Source organism: Streptomyces echinatus (assembly GCF_014203595.1).
GTDB lineage: Bacteria > Actinomycetota > Actinomycetes > Streptomycetales > Streptomycetaceae > Streptomyces > Streptomyces echinatus.
In genome coordinates, this window is record NZ_JACHJK010000004.1 from 193991 (window position 1) to 213260 (window position 19270).

Here is a 19270-nt window from a genome sequence, read left to right on the forward strand (position 1 = left end):
TCGTCCGTGAGGCCGTCCCCTTCCGAGGGGGCGGCCTCACGGCGTTTTCACCGGCTCGACGCCCCACCGTCGCCACTGGCCCCGGGCGCATCCCGTGGCCGGATTCCGGCTAATTTGGGGCCAGTACAGCAGACATCAGGAGGTGCCGGGCCATGGCGCTCGACCAGTCCTTCGTGGGACGGACCTATCCGCCCACCGCGCCCTACGAGGTGGGCCGGGAGAAGATCCGCGAGTTCGCCGAGGCGGTGGGCGAGACCAACCCGGCGTACACGGACCCCGAGGCCGCCAAGGCGTTCGGCCACCCCGATGTGATCGCCCCGCCGACCTTCGTGTTCTCCATCACCTTCCGGGCCGCCGGACAGGTCATCGAGGACCCGCAGCTGGGGCTCGACTACAGCCGCGTGGTGCACGGCGACCAGAAGTTCGCCTACGTCCGCCCGGTGCGCGCCGGCGACCGACTGACGGTCACCTCCACCATCGAGGGGATCAAGTCCCTCGCGGGCAACGACATCCTGGACATCCGCGGCGAGGTGCACGACGAGGCGGGCGAGCATGTCGTGACCGCCTGGACCAAGCTCGTGGCCCGCGCGGCCGAGGAGGCGTGAGGACCCGATGACGGCGAAGATCACGTACGACGACGTCGAGGTCGGCACCGAGCTGCCGGCGCAGAGCTTCCCCGTGACGCGTGCCACGCTGGTGCGTTACGCGGGCGCCTCCGGCGACTTCAACCCGATCCACTGGAACGAGAAGTTCGCCAAGGAGGTGGGCCTGCCGGACGTCATCGCGCACGGCATGTTCACCATGGCCGAGGCGATCCGTGTGGTCACGGACTGGACCGGGGACCCCGGTGCGGTCGTGGAGTACGGCGTCCGCTTCACCAAGCCCGTCGTCGTCCCGAACGACGACCAGGGTGCCCTCGTCGAGGTCAGCGGCAAGGTCGCGGCCAAGCTGGACGACAACACCGTGCGGGTGGACCTCACGGCGACGAGCGCCGGCCAGAAGGTGCTGGGCATGTCCCGCGCGGTCGTACGACTGGCCTGACGGACGGGGCCGCACGGCCACGGACATGGGGCCGCGGAGTCACCGGTGTAAGGGGCGTCCTCTCTGGGAGGACGCCCCTTACACGTACCCCGCGCGGGAAGCCGCCTTGCTAAGTTAGTGATTGAGTACTAACTTAGCCGCATGGCCAGGATGAGTGCAGAAGAGCGGCGCGAGAGCGTCATCCGCGCGGCGATGGCCGAGTTCGCGCGCGGCGGGTACCACGGCACCTCCACCGAGGCGATCGCCAGACGGGTCGGGGTGTCACAGCCGTACCTCTTCCGCCTCTTCCCGGGCAAGAAGGCGATCTTCCTGGCGGCGGCGGAACGCTGCGTGGACGACACCATCCGGACCTTCGAGGAGGCGTCCGAGGGGCTGCGGGGCGAAGAGGCCCTGCACGCCATGGCGAACGCGTACACCACGGTCATCGTCGAACGGCCCGAGCGGCTGATGATGCAGATGCAGATGTACGTCGCGGTGTCGGCCGCCGAGGAGGAGGGCGACGTCGAGTTCGGCGAGTCCGTACGGGCCGGCTGGATGCGGCTGTGGGAAACGGTGCATCTGCCGCTCGGCGCGGACGTCGACGAGACGACCACCTTCCTGGCGTACGGAATGCTGATCAACTGCCTGGTGGCCATGGGCTTTCCGCCCGAGCACCGGGTGTGGGAGGGGCTCTATCCGTCGGCTCGGACGACGGGGCGCCTGGAGAAGTAGCGGGGGCTGGGCGGCGGTGACGCCTTCTCATGCCCACGGAAGTTAGTCATCAATAACTAACCGAAGGTCATTCTGGGGGACCGATGGCACAGCAGACAGCAACACCCGCCACCACATCGCGCGCGGGGGCCGTGTGGGCCCTCGCCATCACCAGCGTCGCCGGATTCATGGCGGCCCTGGACAACCTCGTCGTCACCACCGCCCTGCCCTCCATCCGCGAGGACCTCGGCGGGGCGCTGGACGACCTGGAGTGGACCGTGAGCGCCTACACGCTCACCTTCGCCGTCCTGCTGATGTTCGGCGCCGCGCTCGGCGACCGCTTCGGGCGCCGCCGTCTCTTCATCGCCGGACTCGCCGTGTTCACCGGTGCCTCCGCCGCCGCGGCCATGGCCCCCGGCATCGGCTCCCTGATCGCCGCCCGCGCGGTCCAGGGCGCCGGCGCGGCCGTGATGATGCCGCTCACCCTCACCCTGCTGACCGCGGCCGTCCCCGCGGCCAGGCGGGGGATGGTCTACGGCATCTGGGGCGCCGTCAACGGGCTCGCCGTCGCCTCCGGACCGCTGATCGGGGGCAGCCTCACCGAACACGCCTCCTGGCACTGGATCTTCTGGCTGAACGTCCCGCTCGGCCTGGTCACCCTGCCCCTCGCCCGGCTGCGACTCGCCGAGTCCCACGGCACCGTCGCCCGGCTCGACATCCCCGGCACCCTGCTCGCCAGCGGCGGTCTCTTCGGGATCGTGTACGGCCTGGTCCGCGGGCCCGCCGACGGCTGGACCGACGCCGTGGTGCTGACCGCGCTGATCGCGGGCGGAGCGCTGCTGACGGGCTTCGTCCTCTACAGCTCCCGCGCCGCCGCCCCCATGCTGCCGATGCGACTGTTCCGCTCCCGCGCCTTCGCCGGGATCAACGCGGCCAGCCTGCTGATGTTCGTCGGGATGTTCGGCTCGATCTTCCTGCTCAGCCAGTACATGCAGGGCGTCCTCGGCTACTCGCCCACCGAGGCGGGGCTCAGGATGCTGCCGTGGACCGGCATGCCGATGCTCGTCGCGCCCGTCGCCGGCATCCTCTCCGACCGCATCGGGGGCCGCCCGGTCGTCGCCGCGGGCCTCTTCCTGCAGGCGGCCGGCCTCGGCTACATGGCCTGGGTGGCCACCGCGGACGCCTCCTACGCCGTCCAGCTGCCCGCCCTGATCATCAGCGGCATCGGCATGGCCCTGTACTTCGCACCGGCCGCCAACCTGGTCATGTCCAGCGTCCGCCCGCAGGAGCAGGGCATCGCCTCCGGCGCGAACAACGCACTGCGCGAGGTGGGCGGCGCGCTCGGCATCGCGGTCATGTCCTCGATCTTCTCCGCGCGGGGCGGCTACGAGTCCGCGCAGAACTTCGTGGACGGCCTGCGGCCGGCCCTGGTCACCGGCTCGGTGGTGGTCGCCCTCGCCGCGGCCGCGGCCCTGGTGATCCCCGCCCGCCGCAGCGCGGGCCGGGCCGCCACGGCGGCCGGACAGGCACCCGCACCGGTCCTCGAAACCACCGCTCGCTGACCCGCGCCGACCCACGCAAGGAGCCCGCGATGCCCACCCTGCCCTGGACCGCGCCGAACACCCCGCCGCCCGGCACCGAGGTGCACGTCTTCGCCTCCCGCTTCGAGACCCGCACCCTGTGGGGCGCCCTCCGCTTCCTCGCCCGCACACCGGCCGTATGGCGACAGGTCGGCCGCGCCCCGGGCTGCTACGGCGCCACCCTCCGGGCGCGGCCCCTGCGGCGGACCTTCTGGACCCTGTCCGCCTGGGAGTCCGCCGAGGCGCTGAAGGAGTTCGCGCGCTCCGGCGCCCACCGGCCCACCTCCCGTTCCCTGGCCGCCCAGATGCACTCCGCCAGGTTCGCCGGCTGGCAGGCCACCGCCGAGGACCTGCCGGTGAGCTGGGAGGACGTGGTACGGCGGCTCACCTAGCCGCGGGCCGACAGATCGCGCACGCGCGCGTGGACCGGCGTGAGCCGTCGATCCACGCGCGCGTGCGCGTCAGCACCGGTCGGCCGACAGCCACCGCGCGTACCGCCGGCCGACGGCTCCCGTTCCCACCGACAGCGGCCGACAGCCCCCGCATCGGTCACCAGCGGTCACCGAGCGTCACCGAATCCGGCATCGACGGCTTCGGCTCCGCCACCAACGGTCACCGGCTCTCCTCGCAGGCGCGCGTCCGCTCCCGGCAGTCAAGCCGCACAAGCCCCGCCCGGAGCACCGAGAGGGCGGCCGGGAGGCCCTCGCGGGTGTCTCCGGCCGGCCGGGGCCGTTCGTGTGTGCGGGGCTGTCGTAGGTGTCTCGTAGTCTTGGGCCCGTGCAGGTACTCCACGACGCCCCCCTTGCCCCGCTGACCACCTTCCGGCTGGGCGGTCCCGCGACGCGGCTGGTGACCGCCACGACCGACGCCGAGGTGATCGCCGCGGTCCGCGAGGCCGACGACAGCGGCACCCCGCTGTTGCTCATCGGCGGCGGATCGAACCTGGTCATCGGCGACAAGGGCTTCGACGGCACCGCCCTGCGCATCGCCACACGCGGTGTGGAACTGCGCGGCACGACCCTGGAGCTGGCGGCCGGCGAGGTGTGGACCGACGCCGTCGCCCGCACCGTGGAGGCCGGGCTCGCCGGGGTCGAGTGCCTGGCCGGCATCCCCGGATCCGCGGGCGCCACACCGATCCAGAACGTCGGTGCCTACGGGCAGGAGGTCTCGTCGACGATCACGGAAGTGATCGCCTACGACCGGCGGGCCGGCGAGACGGTCACGCTGACGAACGAGGAGTGCGCGTTCTCGTACCGCCACAGCCGCTTCAAGGCCGACCCCGAGCGCTATGTCGTGCTGCGGGTCCGTTTCGAGCTGGAGGACGCGGGCGGGCTGTCCGCGCCGGTCAAGTATGCCGAGGCGGCCCGCGCGCTCGGCGTGGAGCCCGGCGACCGGGTGCCGCTGGCCGACGCCCGCGCGACCGTGCTCAAGCTGCGCGCCGGGAAGGGCATGGTGCTGGACCCCGAGGACCACGACAGCTGGTCGGCCGGTTCCTTCTTCACCAATCCGATCCTCACCGCCGAGCAGTTCGCCGCGTTCCACGCGCGCGTGCGCGAGCGGCTGGGCGACGGCGTCGAGCCGCCCGCCTACCCGGCGGGGGAGGGCCGCACGAAGACGTCCGCGGCCTGGCTGATCGACAAGGCGGGCTTCACCAAGGGCTACGGCACCGGCCCCGCCCGCATCTCCACCAAGCACACCCTCGCCCTCACCAACCGGGGCGATGCCACCACCGAGGACCTGCTGGCTCTCGCCCGCGAGGTGGTCGCCGGCGTCCGCGAGGCCTTCGGCGTCACCTTGGTCAACGAGCCGGTGACCGTGGGCGTGAGCCTGTAGCCGGGCCGAGCTGGGTCGGGCCGGTTTCGGCGGGTAGGCCCGCGACCCTCACCTCGGGCGAGGACGCGCCGGGCCCGGGCCCGGGCCGGCTCAGTAGGCGACTCCCACCCCCTGCTTCAGCGTCTCCTCGGCGTCGATCATCGAGAGCATCGCGTGCGCGACGTCCGCGCGCGCGATGAAGCGGCCCTTGGGCGGGAAGCCGCCGACCACCGTGCGGTAGCGGCCGGTGAGCGGCTTGTCCCGCAGGCGCGGCGGCCGTACCGACGTCCAGTCCGTGCCGCTGCGGGCCAGCTCGGCCTCCATATCGCGCAGGTCGGCGTAGACGTCCTTGAGGATCGCCGACACCAGGCCCCGCATCCCGCGGTCCAGGGCGCCGTCGTCCGCCGGGGAAGGCCCGACCGGGCCGGCGCTGACCACCAGCAGCCGGCGCACGCCCTCCGCCTCCATGGCGGCCAGGACCGTACGGGTCAGCCGGGCGGCCACCCCGGCGTCCTTGCGGCCGCGTGCGCCCAGCCCGGACAGGACGGCGTGCCGGCCCCGGACGGCGGCCCGCAGCTCCTCCGGGCCGGCCAGATCGCTGTGCACGACCTCGAGGCGATCACCGGTGACACCGAGCCGGGCCGGGTCCCGTACGACCGCCGTCACCTCGTGCCCGGCGTCCAGCGCCTGGCGGACCAGCTCCCGGCCGATTCCCCCGGTGGCACCGAAAACAGTCAGCTTCATCGTCTCCCCCTGCTCCGAAAGAGTGGGTGAGTACTCACTCACCCACTGCCCTCCTAGAGTGGGTAAGCACTTACCCACTCGTCAAGAGCCGAGAAGGAGCCCCATGGAGACGAAGCCGACGCGTGTCCGCATCCTCGACGCCGCCCACGAGCTGATGCTCACCGTCGGACTCGCCCGCGCCACCACCAAGGAGATCGCCCGCGCGGCCGGCTGCTCCGAAGCGGCCCTGTACAAGCACTTCGACAGCAAGGAAGAGCTGTTCGTACGGGTCCTCACCGAACGCCTGCCCCGGCTCACCCCGCTGCTCGGCGGTCTCGCCGCCGAACCGGGCCGGGGCACCCTGGAGGAGAACCTCACCGAGATCGCCCGCCAGGCCGCCCTCTTCTACGAGCAGAGCTTCCCGATCGCCGCCTCGCTGTACGCCGAGACCCAGCTCAAGCGGCGCCATGACGACGCCCTGCGCACCCTCGGCGCCGGCCCGCATCTGCCCATCCAGGGCCTGGACGCCTACCTCCGCGCCGAACAGGCCGCGGGCCGGGTCCGGGCCGGTGCCGACACCTACGCCGCCGCGTCCCTCCTCCTCGGCGCCTGCGCCCAGCGCGCGTTCGCCTACGACGCCACCGACAGCGGTGAACGTCCGGCGGTCGACGAGTTCGCCGCCCGGCTGGCGAAGACCCTGCTGGGCGGGATCTCCGTCGCGGAGCCCGCCGTGTGACGTCAGGCGGCCGGGCGCGTCAGCCAGTCGTCCACGCCGGCCAGCAGCCGCGCCCTGACCTCCTCCGGCGCGGCCGAGCCCCGCACAGACTGCCGGGCCAGCTCCGCGAGCTCGGCGTCCGAGAAACCGTGGGAGTGGCGGGCGATCTCGTACTGGGCGGCCAGCCGGGAGCCGAACAGCAGCGGGTCGTCGGCGCCCAGGGCCATCGGCACGCCCGCCTCGAAGAAGGTGCGCAGCGGCACGTCCTCCGGCTTCTCGTACACGCCGAGCGCGACGTTCGAGGCCGGGCACACCTCGCAGGTCACGCCCCGGTCCGCCAGCCGCTTCAGCAGCCGCGGGTCCTCGGCCGCCCGCACCCCGTGCCCGATCCGCGTGGCGTGCAGGTCGTCCAGGCAGTCCCGGACCGACGCCGGGCCGGTCAGCTCGCCCCCGTGGGGGGCCGACAGCAGACCGCCGTCCCGCGCGATGTGGAAGGCCCGGTCGAAGTCCCGCGCCATGCCCCGCCGCTCGTCGTTGGAGAGACCGAAGCCGACCACGCCCCGGTCCGCGTACCGCACCGCCAGCCGGGCCAGCGTGCGCGCGTCCAGAGGATGCTTCATCCGGTTCGCGGCGACCAGGACGCGCATGCCGAGGCCGGTCTCCCGCGACGTCGTGTCGACCGCGTCCAGGATGATCTCCAGGGCCGGGATCAGACCGCCCAGCCGCGGCGCGTACGACGTCGGGTCCACCTGGATCTCCAGCCAGCCCGAGCCGTCCCTCAGGTCCTCCTCGGCGGCCTCCCGGACCAGCCGCTGGATGTCCTCCGGCTCGCGCAGGCAGGAGCGCGCCGCGTCGTACAGCCGCTGGAAACGGAACCAGCCCCGCTCGTCCGTGGCGCGCAGCCGGGGAGGTTCGCCACTGGTGAGGGCGTCCGTCAGCGCCTCGGGCAGGCGTACGCCGTACTTGTCGGCCAGCTCCAGGACGGTGGCCGGCCGCATCGAGCCGGTGAAGTGCAGGTGCAGATGGGCTTTCGGCAGCTCGGAAAGGTCACGTACACGCTCCATCCCAGGATCCTGCCGTACGCACCCGCCCCACCGGTAGCCGTTTCCCCGTACGTGGTCTTGCTCGCACACAGAAGCGGGCCGCCTCCCCGAAGGGAAACGGCCCGCACGCGCGCGTGGAACTCCGGGAACGCCGGGAACGCGGATCAGTCCCGCGCCTCGGCCAGCAGCTTCTGGATCCGGCTCACGCCCTCGACGAGGTCCTCGTCGCCGAGCGCGTACGAAAGCCGCAGGTACCCCGGCGTGCCGAAGGCCTCGCCGGGAACGACCGCGACCTCGGCCTCCTCCAGGATCAGCGCGGCCAGCTCGACGGTGTCCTGCGGGCGCCTGCCGCGGATCTCCTTGCCGAGCAGCGCCTTGACCGAGGGGTAGGCGTAGAACGCGCCCTCGGGCTCCGGGCAGAACACGCCCTCGATCTCGTTGAGCATCCGCACGATGGTCCTGCGGCGCCGGTCGAAGGCCTCGCGCATCTTCGCGACGGCCTCCAGGTCACCGGAGACGGCGGCCAGGGCGGCCACCTGGGCCACGTTGGAGACGTTCGAGGTGGCGTGCGACTGGAGGTTGGTCGCGGCCTTGACCACGTCCTTGGGGCCGATGACCCAGCCCACGCGCCAGCCGGTCATGGCGTACGTCTTCGCCACACCGTTGACCACGATGCACTTGTCGCGCAGCTCGGGCAGCAGGGCCGGCAGGGACACGGAGACGGCGTCGCCGTAGACCAGGTGCTCGTAGATCTCGTCGGTGAGCACCCACAGGCCGTGCTCGACGGCCCAGCGGCCGATCGCCTCGGTCTCGGCCTCGGTGTAGACCGCGCCGGTCGGGTTGGACGGGGAGACGAAGAGGACGACCTTCGTCTTCTCCGTGCGGGCCGCCTCCAGCTGCTCAACCGAGACGCGGTAGCCGGTCGTCTCGTCGGCGACGACCTCGACCGGGACACCGCCGGCGAGACGGATCGACTCCGGGTACGTCGTCCAGTACGGCGCCGGGACGATGACCTCGTCGCCGGGGTCGAGGATCGCGGCGAACGCCTCGTAGATGGCCTGCTTGCCGCCGTTGGTGACCAGGACCTGCGAGACGTCGGGCTCCCAGCCGGAGTCGCGGAGTGTCTTCGCGGCGATCGCGGCCTTCAGCTCGGGCAGGCCGCCGGCCGGCGTGTAGCGGTGGTACTTCGGGTTCTTGCAGGCCTCGACGGCCGCCTCGACGATGTAGTCCGGGGTCGGGAAGTCGGGCTCACCGGCGCCGAAGCCGATCACCGGACGCCCGGCGGCCTTCAGGGCCTTGGCCTTGGCGTCCACGGCGAGGGTGGCGGACTCGGAGATCGCGCCGACTCGGGCGGAGACCCGGCGCTCGGTGGGAGGGATTGCAGCGCTCATGCGGCCCATCGTTCCAGAACGTAAATCCCCCCGGCACGCGGGTTTCACAGACTGAACAGCAAGGGGTCGAGGCGTGAACAAGGGTCCGAATCCGGCCCCGGGCCAGGACGATCTTTGGCCGACCGCCTCCGGACGGGCGCTTTCTGTTCGACGCCGGGCCGTGGACCACGTACACTCACACCTCGTTGGCCTTCAGCAGCCGTCACCCCACCGGTGCACACCGAGCATCCGGTCGGATGCGGTACGTTGGGGGACACACAAAGGGTCGTAGCTCAATTGGTAGAGCACCGGTCTCCAAAACCGGCGGTTGGGGGTTCAAGTCCCTCCGGCCCTGCTACACACACCGCCAGGATGTGTGCGCATGTACGTACAGCAATGCACCGCCGTGCGGCTCAGAAACCGGGCGCGGCACGGCCACGACCCGGGACCAGGTGAGGACAATGACGGACGCCGTGGGCTCCATCGACACGCCTGATGCCCAGGACGAAGTGCCCGAGTCCAAGAAGAAGGCCCGCAAGGGCGGCAAGCGTGCCAAGAAGGGCCCGCTCAAGCGCCTCGCCACCTTCTACCGCCAGATCGTCGCGGAACTCCGCAAGGTCGTCTGGCCGACTCGCGCCCAGCTGACGTCGTACACCACCGTGGTGATCTTCTTCGTCGCCATCATGATCGCGCTGGTGACCGTGATTGACTATGGGCTCAACCACGCCGCCAAGTACGTCTTCGGCTGAGCCAAGAGCGAAGGGCGCCGTGGTACCGGCGCCCGTTTTCGCATGTTCCACCCCTATGTATCCAGGAAGAAGCAGCCATCGTGTCTGACCCGAACCTGAACGACGACGCCACCGAGCCCGGCGGGCTGGCTGCCGAGACGGTGGATGACGAGCTCGACATCGTCGAGGGCGCGGACGAGCAGGACGAGTTCGAGGCTGCCGAGGCCGAGGCGGGTGAGCCGGCCGAGGAGGCCGCCCTGCACGTCGAGGACGAGGACGAAGAGGCCGCCGACGAAGAGGCCGCCGAGGAAGCCGCCGTCGCGGAGATCGCCGAGGAGGAGCCGGCCGCCCCGGTCGACCCGATCCAGGCGCTCCGCGAGGAACTGCGCACCCTGCCCGGCGAGTGGTACGTCATCCACACCTACGCCGGCTACGAGAACCGCGTGAAGACCAACCTGGAGCAGCGCGCCGTCTCGCTGAACGTCGAGGACTACATCTTCCAGGCCGAGGTGCCGCAGGAAGAGGTCGTCCAGATCAAGAACGGCGACCGCAAGACGATCAAGCAGAACAAGCTGCCGGGTTACGTCCTGGTCCGCATGGACCTGACCAACGAGTCCTGGGGCGTCGTCCGCAACACCCCCGGCGTCACCGGCTTCGTCGGCAACGCCTACGACCCGTACCCGCTGACCCTGGACGAGATCGTCAAGATGCTCGCCCCGGAGGCCGAGGAGAAGGCCGCCCGTGAGGCCGCCGAGGCCGAGGGTAAGCCCGCTCCGCAGCGCAAGGTCGAGGTCCAGGTGCTGGACTTCGAGGTCGGCGACTCGGTCACCGTCACCGACGGCCCGTTCGCCACGCTGCAGGCGACCATCAACGAGATCAACCCCGACTCCAAGAAGGTCAAGGGCCTGGTGGAGATCTTCGGCCGCGAGACCCCGGTCGAGCTGTCCTTCGACCAGATCCAGAAGAACTGAGCCTGTCTTCCGAGGGCGCCCCACCGGTGAGCACCGGGCCGGGGCGCCTTCGCCGTGTCCGGCCGGCCGTCGCCGGCACGGTGGCCGCACCGGTCCTGCCGGCGCTGACGTACGCCGTCTTCTTCGCGGCCGCCCGGCTGCGCACCGAGCCGCGCGGCGCGGAGCTCACCGCGGTCACCTTCCACGACGGGGCCTGCCTCCGCGGCGGCTGACACGGTGGCCTACCCCGTGGAGGGGAAGCGGGTGACCGCCGGCCTCCCGCCCGGCACGCGCGCGTGGGGCCCCTCCGAGGGCGACACCGTGTACGTGCGGGCCGCGCCGGGCGAGCCGGAGCGGGTCGCGCCCGCCGGGGAGACCGGGCGGGGGACCGTGGCCGCGCTGCTCGCGGTGCCCGGGGCCGCGACCCTGCTCGCGCTGCTCGCCGGAGCGGTGCACGTGCTGCGCGACCGACCTCCCGAAGGCCTCGCGCGGGCCGCCTGACCTGGGCGATTTCTTGTCCCGAGGGGACAGAAGCTATCGTTGTGCGGTATGCCATCTGTGGGATCATGCAACGGCATGGATTCGGATGACGCGGATGGCAGTCAACCTCTCAGTAAGGACCCGGAGAGAGCATGCCTCCCAAGAAGAAGAAGGTCACGGGGCTCATCAAGCTCCAGATCCAGGCCGGCGCTGCCAACCCGGCCCCGCCGGTCGGCCCGGCGCTGGGTCAGCACGGCGTCAACATCATGGAGTTCTGCAAGGCCTACAACGCCGCGACCGAGTCGCAGCGCGGGTGGGTCATCCCGGTGGAGATCACGGTCTACGAGGACCGCTCCTTCACCTTCGTCACCAAGACGCCGCCGGCCGCGAAGATGATCCTCAAGGCCGCGGGTGTCGAGAAGGGCTCCGGCGAGCCGCACAAGACCAAGGTCGCCAAGATCACCGAGGCGCAGGTCCGCGAGATCGCCACGACCAAGATGCCCGACCTCAACGCGAACGACCTGGACGCCGCGTCGAAGATCATCGCCGGCACCGCCCGTTCCATGGGCATCACGGTCGAGGGCTGACCTCACCCCCAGTAGTCATGCGGCCATGACTGGCCGCACGTGGCAGGGCCTGCTCGGCCCGTACCACGACTCCTTTCAGAACACACAGGAGCAGTTGTGAGCAAGCGCAGCAAGGCTCTCCGCGCTGCGGACGCCAAGATCGACCGGGAGAAGCTGTACGCCCCGCTCGAGGCCGTCCGTCTCGCCAAGGAGACCTCCACGACCAAGTTCGACGGCACCGTCGAGGTCGCCTTCCGCCTGGGTGTCGACCCGCGCAAGGCCGACCAGATGGTCCGTGGCACCGTGAACCTGCCGCACGGCACCGGCAAGACTGCCCGGGTCCTGGTCTTCGCGACCGGTGACCGTGCTGCGGCCGCGGAGGCCGCGGGCGCCGACATCGTCGGCTCCGACGAACTCATCGACGAGGTGGCGAAGGGCCGTCTGGACTTCGACGCCGTCGTCGCCACCCCGGACCTCATGGGCAAGGTCGGCCGCCTCGGCCGCGTCCTCGGCCCGCGTGGTCTGATGCCGAACCCGAAGACCGGCACCGTCACCCCCGACGTGGCCAAGGCCGTCACGGACATCAAGGGCGGCAAGATCGAGTTCCGCGTCGACAAGCACTCGAACCTGCACTTCATCATCGGCAAGGTGTCCTTCGACGACGCCAAGCTGGTGGAGAACTACGGCGCCGCGCTGGAGGAGATCCTCCGTCTGAAGCCGTCCGCCGCCAAGGGGCGCTACATCAAGAAGGCCGCGATCAGCAGCACGATCGGCCCCGGCATCCCGGTCGACCCGAACCGCACCCGTAACCTCCTCGTCGAGGAGGACCCGGCCGCCGTCTGAGCCCTCCGCTCACCCCGGTAGCCGCGTCAGGTACGCGTAACGAAAAGGGCGGGCCCTGGAACCTCCGAGGTTCCGGGCCCGTCCTTTTCTTGTACGACCTTACGCACGACTGCCAGTGGCCTGGGTACCGTGCAGGCACAGGACACGCATTAGGGGTGGGAGCAGATGAAGAGCACGACCGTGCGCCGGGTGACCCTTTCGATCGCGGTGGTGGCCGCGCTGACCGGAGTGGCCGCCTGCGGCTCCTCCGACTCCGGCAAGGATGGTGACAAGGCGGCCGGCAAGACCTCGATACACGTCAGCCCCATCGCCGCACTGCGCTCCGCCGAGAAGTCCACCGACAAGGCCGACTCCGCCAAGGTGCGCTCCACCACGTCCGTCGGCGACCTCATGTCGATGACCGCCAACGGCGCCCTCACCTGGGAAGACGGCCTCAAGGGCAACCTCACCATCACGTACACCGGCGGCCAGATGGCCGAGATGATGAAGAAGGCCGGCACCCAGTCGATGGAGGCCCGGTACCTGCCGGACGCCTACTACGCGCACATGAGCGACGCCTACGCCCAGCAGACCGGCGGCAAGCACTGGCTCAAGTACTCGTACGACGACCTCGCCAAGCTCGGCGGCGCCTCCGGTTCATACATGAAGGACCAGATCCAGAACGCCACGCCGAACCAGTCCGTGAAGCTGCTGCTGGCCTCCCAGGACGTCAAGAAGGTCGGGGAGGAGAACATCTCCGGCGTCCCGACCACGCACTACTCGGGCACGGTGAACGTCGCCGATCTCGCCGGCAAGACCAGCAACCTCGACGCCGAGCAGCTGTCGGCCCTGAAGAAGCAGCTCACCCAGGCGGGCGTCACCACCGAGACCGTCGACATCTGGATCAACGACCAGGACCTGCTGGTCAAGAAGTCCGAGAAGGCCGACACCGCCAACGGCGCCATGACCAGCACCACGTTCTACACCGACTACGGCGTGAAGGTCGCCGCCGAGGCCCCTCCGGCCGGTGACACCAAGGACTTCGCGGACCTGCTGAAGTCCGGCGGCACCATGACGGGCGGCACGGGCTCCGGCACCGTCTCCTGAGCCTTCGCGGCACCCCGGGAACCCCGGGGGACGCGCGGGCCCGCCGTGCGCCGAGCACAGGCGGAATCGAGCGTTCCTCGGGGGCTCCAGGGGGCCGGCGGGGCTCCCCCGCCCCCTGCCGGCCGCCCACAGCCCCACTCCCGGCCCGCGGCCCTCTGTCGCCCGCGCCGTCGGCCCGGGCCCATGAGCGGCCCGATTTGCTCGTCGGCGCCCCGGTCCCGTACTCTCTCGGAGAAGCCAAAGACCGCTGGTCGTTGCCGCGCGCTCGAACGAGGGTGCGGTGGCCGAAGGATCCGCTGAAAAGTGGGCGACCCGCGCAGGTGTCAGTGGAAGAACTCCCGGAGCATGAGCGCTCACGCGTGTGCCGCCGGTCGAGTCCGCCCCGTGCGCCTGCGCCGGGGCGTTTCGTTTTACCCAGTCCTCCTTCGGGTCCGCGCGGTCCGAATCACCCGGAAGGAGGCCGAGGCTCTATGGCGAGGCCCGACAAGGCTGCCGCGGTTGCGGAGCTGACGGACAAGTTCCGCAGCTCCAACGCCGCCGTGCTGACCGAGTACCGCGGTCTCACCGTGGCGCAGCTCAAGACGCTGCGCCGGTCGCTCGGTGAGAACGCCCAGTACGCCGTGGTGAAGAACACGCTGACCAAGATTGCGGCCAACGAGGCCGGGATCACGCTCGACGACCAGCTCTTCGCTGGTCCGACGGCTGTCGCCTTCGTCACCGGTGACCCGGTGGAGTCGGCGAAGGGTCTTCGTGACTTCTCCAAGGACAACCCGAATCTCATCATCAAGGGCGGTGTCCTTGACGGCAAGGCGCTGTCCGCCGATGAGATCAAGAAGCTTGCGGACCTCGAGTCCCGCGAGGTTCTGCTCTCCAAGCTGGCTGGTGCCTTCAAGGGCAAGCAGACTCAGGCTGCTCAGGTCTTCCAGGCGCTCCCGTCGAAGCTCGTCCGCACCGTGGACGCGCTTCGTGCCAAGCAGGACGAGCAGGGCGGTGCCGAGTAATTCGGCTCGCTTTCTGATCCTCGCCGCCTGACGCGGAGAGGGTCTCAGCGGGCCGACGTACGCCCGCCACACCCAGTACATCCGGCACCCGCCGATTTAGTGGAAGGACCGCCATCATGGCGAAGCTCAGCCAGGAAGACCTGCTCGCTCAGTTCGAGGAGATGACCCTCATCGAGCTCTCCGAGTTCGTGAAGGCCTTCGAGGAGAAGTTCGACGTCACCGCCGCCGCCGCGGTCGCCGTCGCCGGTCCGGCCGGTCCGGCCGCCACCGCCGAGGCCGAGGAGGAGAAGGACGAGTTCGACGTCATCCTCACCGGTGCGGGCGACAAGAAGATCCAGGTCATCAAGGTCGTGCGTGAGCTGACCTCCCTGGGTCTGAAGGAGGCCAAGGACCTCGTCGACGGCACCCCGAAGCCGGTCCTCGAGAAGGTCAACAAGGAAGCCGCGGAGAAGGCCGCCGAGTCCCTCAAGGGCGCCGGCGCCTCCGTCGAGGTCAAGTAAGACCTTTCCGGGTCCCTGGACTCGAACACGCGTGGCACACGGCCTCGTGGGGCGCTGAAACCGGCGCCCCCGGGCTGTAACGCGAGCGCACCGAAGAGCGATCATCCATCCGGGTGGTCGCTCTTCGGCGTATCCGGGGTCCGACCGCGGTTGCCTTGCACTCGTCACGGCGAGGGGTATGGTGATCTTCGTTGTGCCACCGGACGGCCTGCTTCCGGCAGGGGGGCCTTGACGAACCGCACGCAGCGCGCAATTCTCAGGACGCGTCGTCACAAGGATCCGAATCCGAGGCATGGATCGACGACGAAGAGGGCAGTATCAACGTGCGTTGAGGGCAGGCATGCCGAGGGCGTTGAGAGAGGCGTTGAGCACAACGAGGGTCTTCGAAAACCCGCACTGGACATCAGTGTGCCAAGTGGCTACACTGACCCTTTGCGCTGCCTGTTAGCTGTCCCCTGCCCGTCACCAGGGGTCTGCCCTCACTTGAGCACAGTCGACCAAAGCCCTTCTGACCTGGGGTCTCCGTCTCTGTGCGCGGGGAGGGACCGGCACGCGCGTAGTGAGTCCGAGCCCTCGGAAGGACCCCCTCTTGGCCGCCTCGCGCAACGCCTCGACCGCGAATACGAACAACGGCGCCAGCACCGCCCCGCTGCGCATCTCCTTTGCAAAGATCAAGGAGCCTCTCGAGGTTCCGAACCTGCTCGCGCTGCAGACCGAGAGCTTCGACTGGCTGCTCGGCAACACCGCATGGCAGAGTCGGGTCGAGGAGGCTCTTGAGAACGGTCAGGACGTCCCCACCAAGTCCGGTCTGGAGGAGATCTTCGAGGAGATCTCCCCGATCGAGGACTTCTCCGGGTCGATGTCGCTGACGTTCCGGGACCACCGCTTCGAGCCGCCGAAGAACTCCATCGACGAGTGCAAGGAGCGCGACTTCACGTACGCCGCGCCGCTCTTCGTCACCGCCGAGTTCACCAATAACGAGACCGGCGAGATCAAGTCCCAGACCGTCTTCATGGGCGACTTCCCGCTCATGACGAACAAGGGCACCTTCGTCATCAACGGCACCGAGCGTGTCGTGGTGTCTCAGCTGGTCCGTTCCCCCGGTGTCTACTTCGACTCCAGCATCGACAAGACGTCCGACAAGGACATCTTCTCCGCCAAGATCATCCCGTCCCGGGGTGCCTGGCTGGAGATGGAGATCGACAAGCGTGACATGGTCGGTGTCCGCATCGACCGCAAGCGCAAGCAGTCGGTCACCGTGCTGCTCAAGGCGCTCGGCTGGACGACCGAGCAGATCCTCGAGGAGTTCGGCGACTACGAGTCGATGCGCGCCACCCTGGAGAAGGACCACACCCAGGGCCAGGACGACGCGCTGCTCGACATCTACCGCAAGCTGCGTCCGGGCGAGCCCCCCACGCGTGAGGCCGCGCAGACGCTGCTGGAGAACCTGTACTTCAACCCGAAGCGCTACGACCTCGCCAAGGTCGGCCGCTACAAGGTCAACAAGAAGCTGGGCGCGGACGCGCCGCTGGACGCGGGCATCCTGACCGTCGAGGACATCATCTCGACGATCAAGTACCTGGTGCAGCTGCACGCCGGCGAGACCGAGACGGTCGGCGACAGCGGTGACACGATCGTCGTCGAGACCGACGACATCGACCACTTCGGCAACCGTCGTCTGCGCAGCGTCGGCGAGCTCATCCAGAACCAGGTCCGTACGGGTCTGGCGCGTATGGAGCGTGTCGTCCGCGAGCGCATGACCACCCAGGACGTCGAGGCGATCACGCCGCAGACTCTGATCAACATCCGGCCGGTCGTCGCCTCCATCAAGGAGTTCTTCGGCACCAGCCAGCTGTCGCAGTTCATGGACCAGAACAACCCGCTGTCCGGGCTGACGCACAAGCGTCGTCTGTCCGCGCTCGGCCCGGGTGGTCTGTCCCGTGAGCGGGCCGGCTTCGAGGTCCGTGACGTGCACCCCTCGCACTACGGCCGTATGTGCCCGATCGAGACGCCGGAAGGCCCGAACATCGGTCTGATCGGCTCGCTCGCCTCCTACGGCCGGGTCAACGCGTTCGGTTTCGTCGAGACCCCGTACCGCAAGGTGAACGACGGCCAGGTCACCGACGAGGTCGACTACCTGACCGCCGACGAGGAGGACCGCTTCGTCATCGCGCAGGCCAACGCGCCGCTGACGAGCGAACTCCGCTTCGAGGAGAGCCGCGTGCTCGTCCGCCGTCGTGGCGGCGAGGTCGACTACGTCGGCCCCGAGGACGTGGACTACATGGACGTCTCGCCGCGCCAGATGGTGTCGGTCGCGACCGCCATGATCCCGTTCCTCGAGCACGACGACGCCAACCGTGCCCTCATGGGCGCGAACATGATGCGCCAGGCCGTTCCGCTGATCAAGTCGGAGGCCCCGCTCGTCGGTACCGGCATGGAGTACCGCTCCGCCGTCGACGCCGGCGACGTCGTCAAGGCCGAGAAGGCGGGTGTGGTCCAGGAGGTCTCCGCGGACTACATCACCACGGCGAACGACGACGGCACGTACATCACGTACCGCCTGCACAAGTTCGCCCGGTCCAACCAGGGCACCTCGGTCAACCAGAAGGTCGTCGTCAACGAGGGCGACCGGATCATCGAGGGCCAGGTCCTCGCCGACGGTCCGGCCACCGAGAACGGTGAGATGGCCCTCGGCAAGAACCTGCTCGTGGCGTTCATGCCGTGGGAGGGTCACAACTACGAGGACGCGATCATCCTGTCGCAGCGCCTCGTGCAGGACGACGTCCTCTCCTCGATCCACATCGAGGAGCACGAGGTCGACGCCCGTGACACCAAGCTCGGCCCCGAGGAGATCACCCGGGACATCCCGAACGTCTCCGAGGAGGTCCTCGCCGACCTCGACGAGCGCGGCATCATCCGCATCGGCGCCGAGGTCATCGCCGGCGACATCCTCGTCGGCAAGGTCACCCCGAAGGGTGAGACCGAGCTGACCCCCGAGGAGCGCCTGCTGCGCGCGATCTTCGGTGAGAAGGCCCGTGAGGTCCGTGACACCTCGCTGAAGGTGCCGCACGGTGAGACCGGCAAGGTCATCGGCGTGCGCGTCTTCGACCGCGAGGAGGGCGACGAGCTTCCCCCGGGCGTGAACCAGCTGGTCCGCGTCTACGTCGCCCAGAAGCGCAAGATCACCGACGGTGACAAGCTCGCCGGCCGTCACGGCAACAAGGGTGTCATCTCCAAGATCCTGCCGATCGAGGACATGCCGTTCCTGGAGGACGGCACCCCGGTCGACATCATCCTCAACCCGCTGGGTGTGCCGTCCCGAATGAACCCGGGACAGGTCCTGGAGATCCACCTCGGCTGGCTCGCCAGCCGCGGCTGGGACGTCTCCGGCCTCGCGGACGAGTGGGCCCAGCGCCTGCAGGTCATCGGCGCCGACCAGGTCGCCCCGCGCACCAACGTCGCGACCCCGGTCTTCGACGGTGCCCGCGAGGACGAGCTGGCGGGTCTGCTGCAGCACACCATCCCGAACCGCGACGGCGAGCGCATGGTGCTCCCGTCCGGCAAGGCGCGGCTGTTCGACGGCCGTAGCGGTGAGCCGTTCCCGGACCCGATCTCGGTCGGCTACATGTACATCCTGAAGCTCCACCACCTGGTCGACGACAAGCTGCACGCCCGCTCGACCGGTCCGTACTCGATGATCACCCAGCAGCCGCTGGGTGGTAAGGCCCAGTTCGGTGGCCAGCGCTTCGGTGAGATGGAGGTGTGGGCCCTCGAGGCCTACGGCGCCGCGTACGCCCTCCAGGAGCTGCTGACCATCAAGTCCGACGACGTCACCGGCCGCGTGAAGGTCTACGAGGCCATCGTCAAGGGCGAGAACATCCCCGAGCCCGGCATTCCCGAGTCCTTCAAGGTGCTCATCAAGGAAATGCAGTCCCTGTGCCTCAACGTGGAGGTGCTGTCCTCGGACGGCATGTCCATCGAGATGCGCGACACCGACGAGGACGTCTTCCGCGCCGCGGAGGAGCTCGGTATCGACCTGTCCCGGCGCGAGCCGAGCAGCGTCGAAGAGGTCTGACGGGAGTCCGGCGGGGCCCTCACCCACAGGGCCCCGCCGACCCCCAGGCCCCCGTTTCAGACCACAG

General features: G+C 69.7%; 20 protein-coding genes and 1 tRNA gene. 18 read left to right on the forward strand and 3 right to left on the reverse strand.

What is annotated here, in order from left to right:
• The first annotated feature begins 152 nt into the window (after positions 1-152).
• From FHS34_RS13400 to FHS34_RS13425, 6 genes are all read left to right on the forward strand, one after another.
• The gene (locus FHS34_RS13400) at positions 153-605 is read left to right on the forward strand and encodes a MaoC family dehydratase N-terminal domain-containing protein (protein ID WP_184964696.1); all 453 of its coding nucleotides are present in this window, start codon (positions 153-155) and stop codon (positions 603-605) included.
• A 7-nt stretch (positions 606-612) separates the two neighbouring features.
• Positions 613-1041 (forward strand): MaoC family dehydratase, encoded by a 429-nt coding sequence (locus FHS34_RS13405; RefSeq protein WP_184964698.1) that lies wholly within the window; start codon positions 613-615, stop codon positions 1039-1041.
• A 141-nt stretch (positions 1042-1182) separates the two neighbouring features.
• Positions 1183-1752 carry a TetR/AcrR family transcriptional regulator gene (locus tag FHS34_RS13410; protein ID WP_184964700.1) on the forward strand — a complete coding sequence of 190 codons (570 nt, stop codon included), beginning with the start codon at positions 1183-1185 and terminating at the stop codon, positions 1750-1752.
• Positions 1753-1835: 83 nt separating this feature from the next.
• Positions 1836-3293 (forward strand): DHA2 family efflux MFS transporter permease subunit, encoded by a 1458-nt coding sequence (locus FHS34_RS13415; protein WP_184964702.1) that lies wholly within the window; start codon positions 1836-1838, stop codon positions 3291-3293.
• A gap of 29 nt (positions 3294-3322) precedes the next feature.
• Complete coding sequence (locus FHS34_RS13420; protein WP_184964704.1) at positions 3323-3703, forward strand: DUF3291 domain-containing protein; 381 nt, start codon at positions 3323-3325, stop codon at positions 3701-3703.
• A gap of 385 nt (positions 3704-4088) precedes the next feature.
• On the forward strand, positions 4089-5144 hold the full coding sequence (locus FHS34_RS13425; protein ID WP_184964706.1) for a UDP-N-acetylmuramate dehydrogenase: 1056 nt from the start codon (positions 4089-4091) through the stop codon (positions 5142-5144).
• Positions 5145-5234: 90 nt separating this feature from the next.
• On the opposite strand, the gene FHS34_RS13430 is transcribed toward FHS34_RS13425, so the two are convergent.
• The gene (locus FHS34_RS13430) at positions 5235-5867 is read right to left on the reverse strand and encodes an NAD(P)-dependent oxidoreductase (protein ID WP_184964708.1); all 633 of its coding nucleotides are present in this window, start codon (positions 5865-5867) and stop codon (positions 5235-5237) included.
• Positions 5868-5970: 103 nt separating this feature from the next.
• On the opposite strand from FHS34_RS13430, the gene FHS34_RS13435 reads away from it, so the two are divergent.
• Positions 5971-6582, forward strand: a complete 612-nt coding sequence (locus FHS34_RS13435; RefSeq protein ID WP_184964710.1) for a TetR/AcrR family transcriptional regulator — start codon at positions 5971-5973, stop codon at positions 6580-6582.
• Between the two features lie 2 nt (positions 6583-6584).
• Here the strand turns inward: FHS34_RS13435 and FHS34_RS13440 are convergent, their stop codons facing one another.
• Both FHS34_RS13440 and FHS34_RS13445 read right to left on the reverse strand, forming a co-directional pair.
• A complete protein-coding gene (locus FHS34_RS13440; protein ID WP_184964712.1) occupies positions 6585-7625 on the reverse strand; it encodes an adenosine deaminase in 1041 nt (346 codons plus the stop codon).
• 143 nt (positions 7626-7768) lie between these two features.
• Complete coding sequence (locus FHS34_RS13445; RefSeq protein ID WP_184964714.1) at positions 7769-8995, reverse strand: pyridoxal phosphate-dependent aminotransferase; 1227 nt, start codon at positions 8993-8995, stop codon at positions 7769-7771.
• A 261-nt stretch (positions 8996-9256) separates the two neighbouring features.
• On the opposite strand from FHS34_RS13445, the gene FHS34_RS13450 reads away from it, so the two are divergent.
• The 11 genes from FHS34_RS13450 to rpoB all read left to right on the forward strand — a co-directional run bounded on the left by FHS34_RS13450 (position 9257) and on the right by rpoB (position 19203).
• Positions 9257-9329 (forward strand) — tRNA-Trp (locus FHS34_RS13450).
• Positions 9330-9435: 106 nt separating this feature from the next.
• Positions 9436-9723: a preprotein translocase subunit SecE gene (secE, locus tag FHS34_RS13455; RefSeq protein ID WP_184964715.1), complete on the forward strand. Its 288-nt coding sequence runs from the start codon at positions 9436-9438 to the stop codon at positions 9721-9723.
• Positions 9724-9803: 80 nt separating this feature from the next.
• The gene (gene nusG, locus FHS34_RS13460) at positions 9804-10673 is read left to right on the forward strand and encodes a transcription termination/antitermination protein NusG (protein WP_184964717.1); all 870 of its coding nucleotides are present in this window, start codon (positions 9804-9806) and stop codon (positions 10671-10673) included.
• A gap of 26 nt (positions 10674-10699) precedes the next feature.
• Positions 10700-10885 (forward strand): hypothetical protein, encoded by a 186-nt coding sequence (locus FHS34_RS13465; protein ID WP_184964719.1) that lies wholly within the window; start codon positions 10700-10702, stop codon positions 10883-10885.
• 31 nt (positions 10886-10916) lie between these two features.
• Complete coding sequence (locus FHS34_RS13470; protein WP_184964721.1) at positions 10917-11153, forward strand: hypothetical protein; 237 nt, start codon at positions 10917-10919, stop codon at positions 11151-11153.
• Positions 11154-11284: 131 nt separating this feature from the next.
• Positions 11285-11719 carry a 50S ribosomal protein L11 gene (gene rplK / locus FHS34_RS13475; RefSeq protein WP_015658483.1) on the forward strand — a complete coding sequence of 145 codons (435 nt, stop codon included), beginning with the start codon at positions 11285-11287 and terminating at the stop codon, positions 11717-11719.
• A 96-nt stretch (positions 11720-11815) separates the two neighbouring features.
• Positions 11816-12541, forward strand: a complete 726-nt coding sequence (rplA, locus tag FHS34_RS13480) for a 50S ribosomal protein L1 (RefSeq protein WP_184964723.1) — start codon at positions 11816-11818, stop codon at positions 12539-12541.
• Between the two features lie 165 nt (positions 12542-12706).
• Positions 12707-13627: an SCO4651 family lipoprotein gene (locus FHS34_RS13485; protein WP_184964725.1), complete on the forward strand. Its 921-nt coding sequence runs from the start codon at positions 12707-12709 to the stop codon at positions 13625-13627.
• Between the two features lie 470 nt (positions 13628-14097).
• On the forward strand, positions 14098-14628 hold the full coding sequence (rplJ, locus tag FHS34_RS13490; protein WP_184964728.1) for a 50S ribosomal protein L10: 531 nt from the start codon (positions 14098-14100) through the stop codon (positions 14626-14628).
• Positions 14629-14744: 116 nt separating this feature from the next.
• Entirely contained in the window at positions 14745-15128 is a 384-nt protein-coding gene (gene rplL / locus FHS34_RS13495) for a 50S ribosomal protein L7/L12 (protein ID WP_184964730.1), read from the forward strand.
• 589 nt (positions 15129-15717) lie between these two features.
• Positions 15718-19203, forward strand: a complete 3486-nt coding sequence (gene rpoB, locus FHS34_RS13500; RefSeq protein ID WP_184964732.1) for a DNA-directed RNA polymerase subunit beta — start codon at positions 15718-15720, stop codon at positions 19201-19203.
• Positions 19204-19270 lie beyond the last annotated feature (67 nt).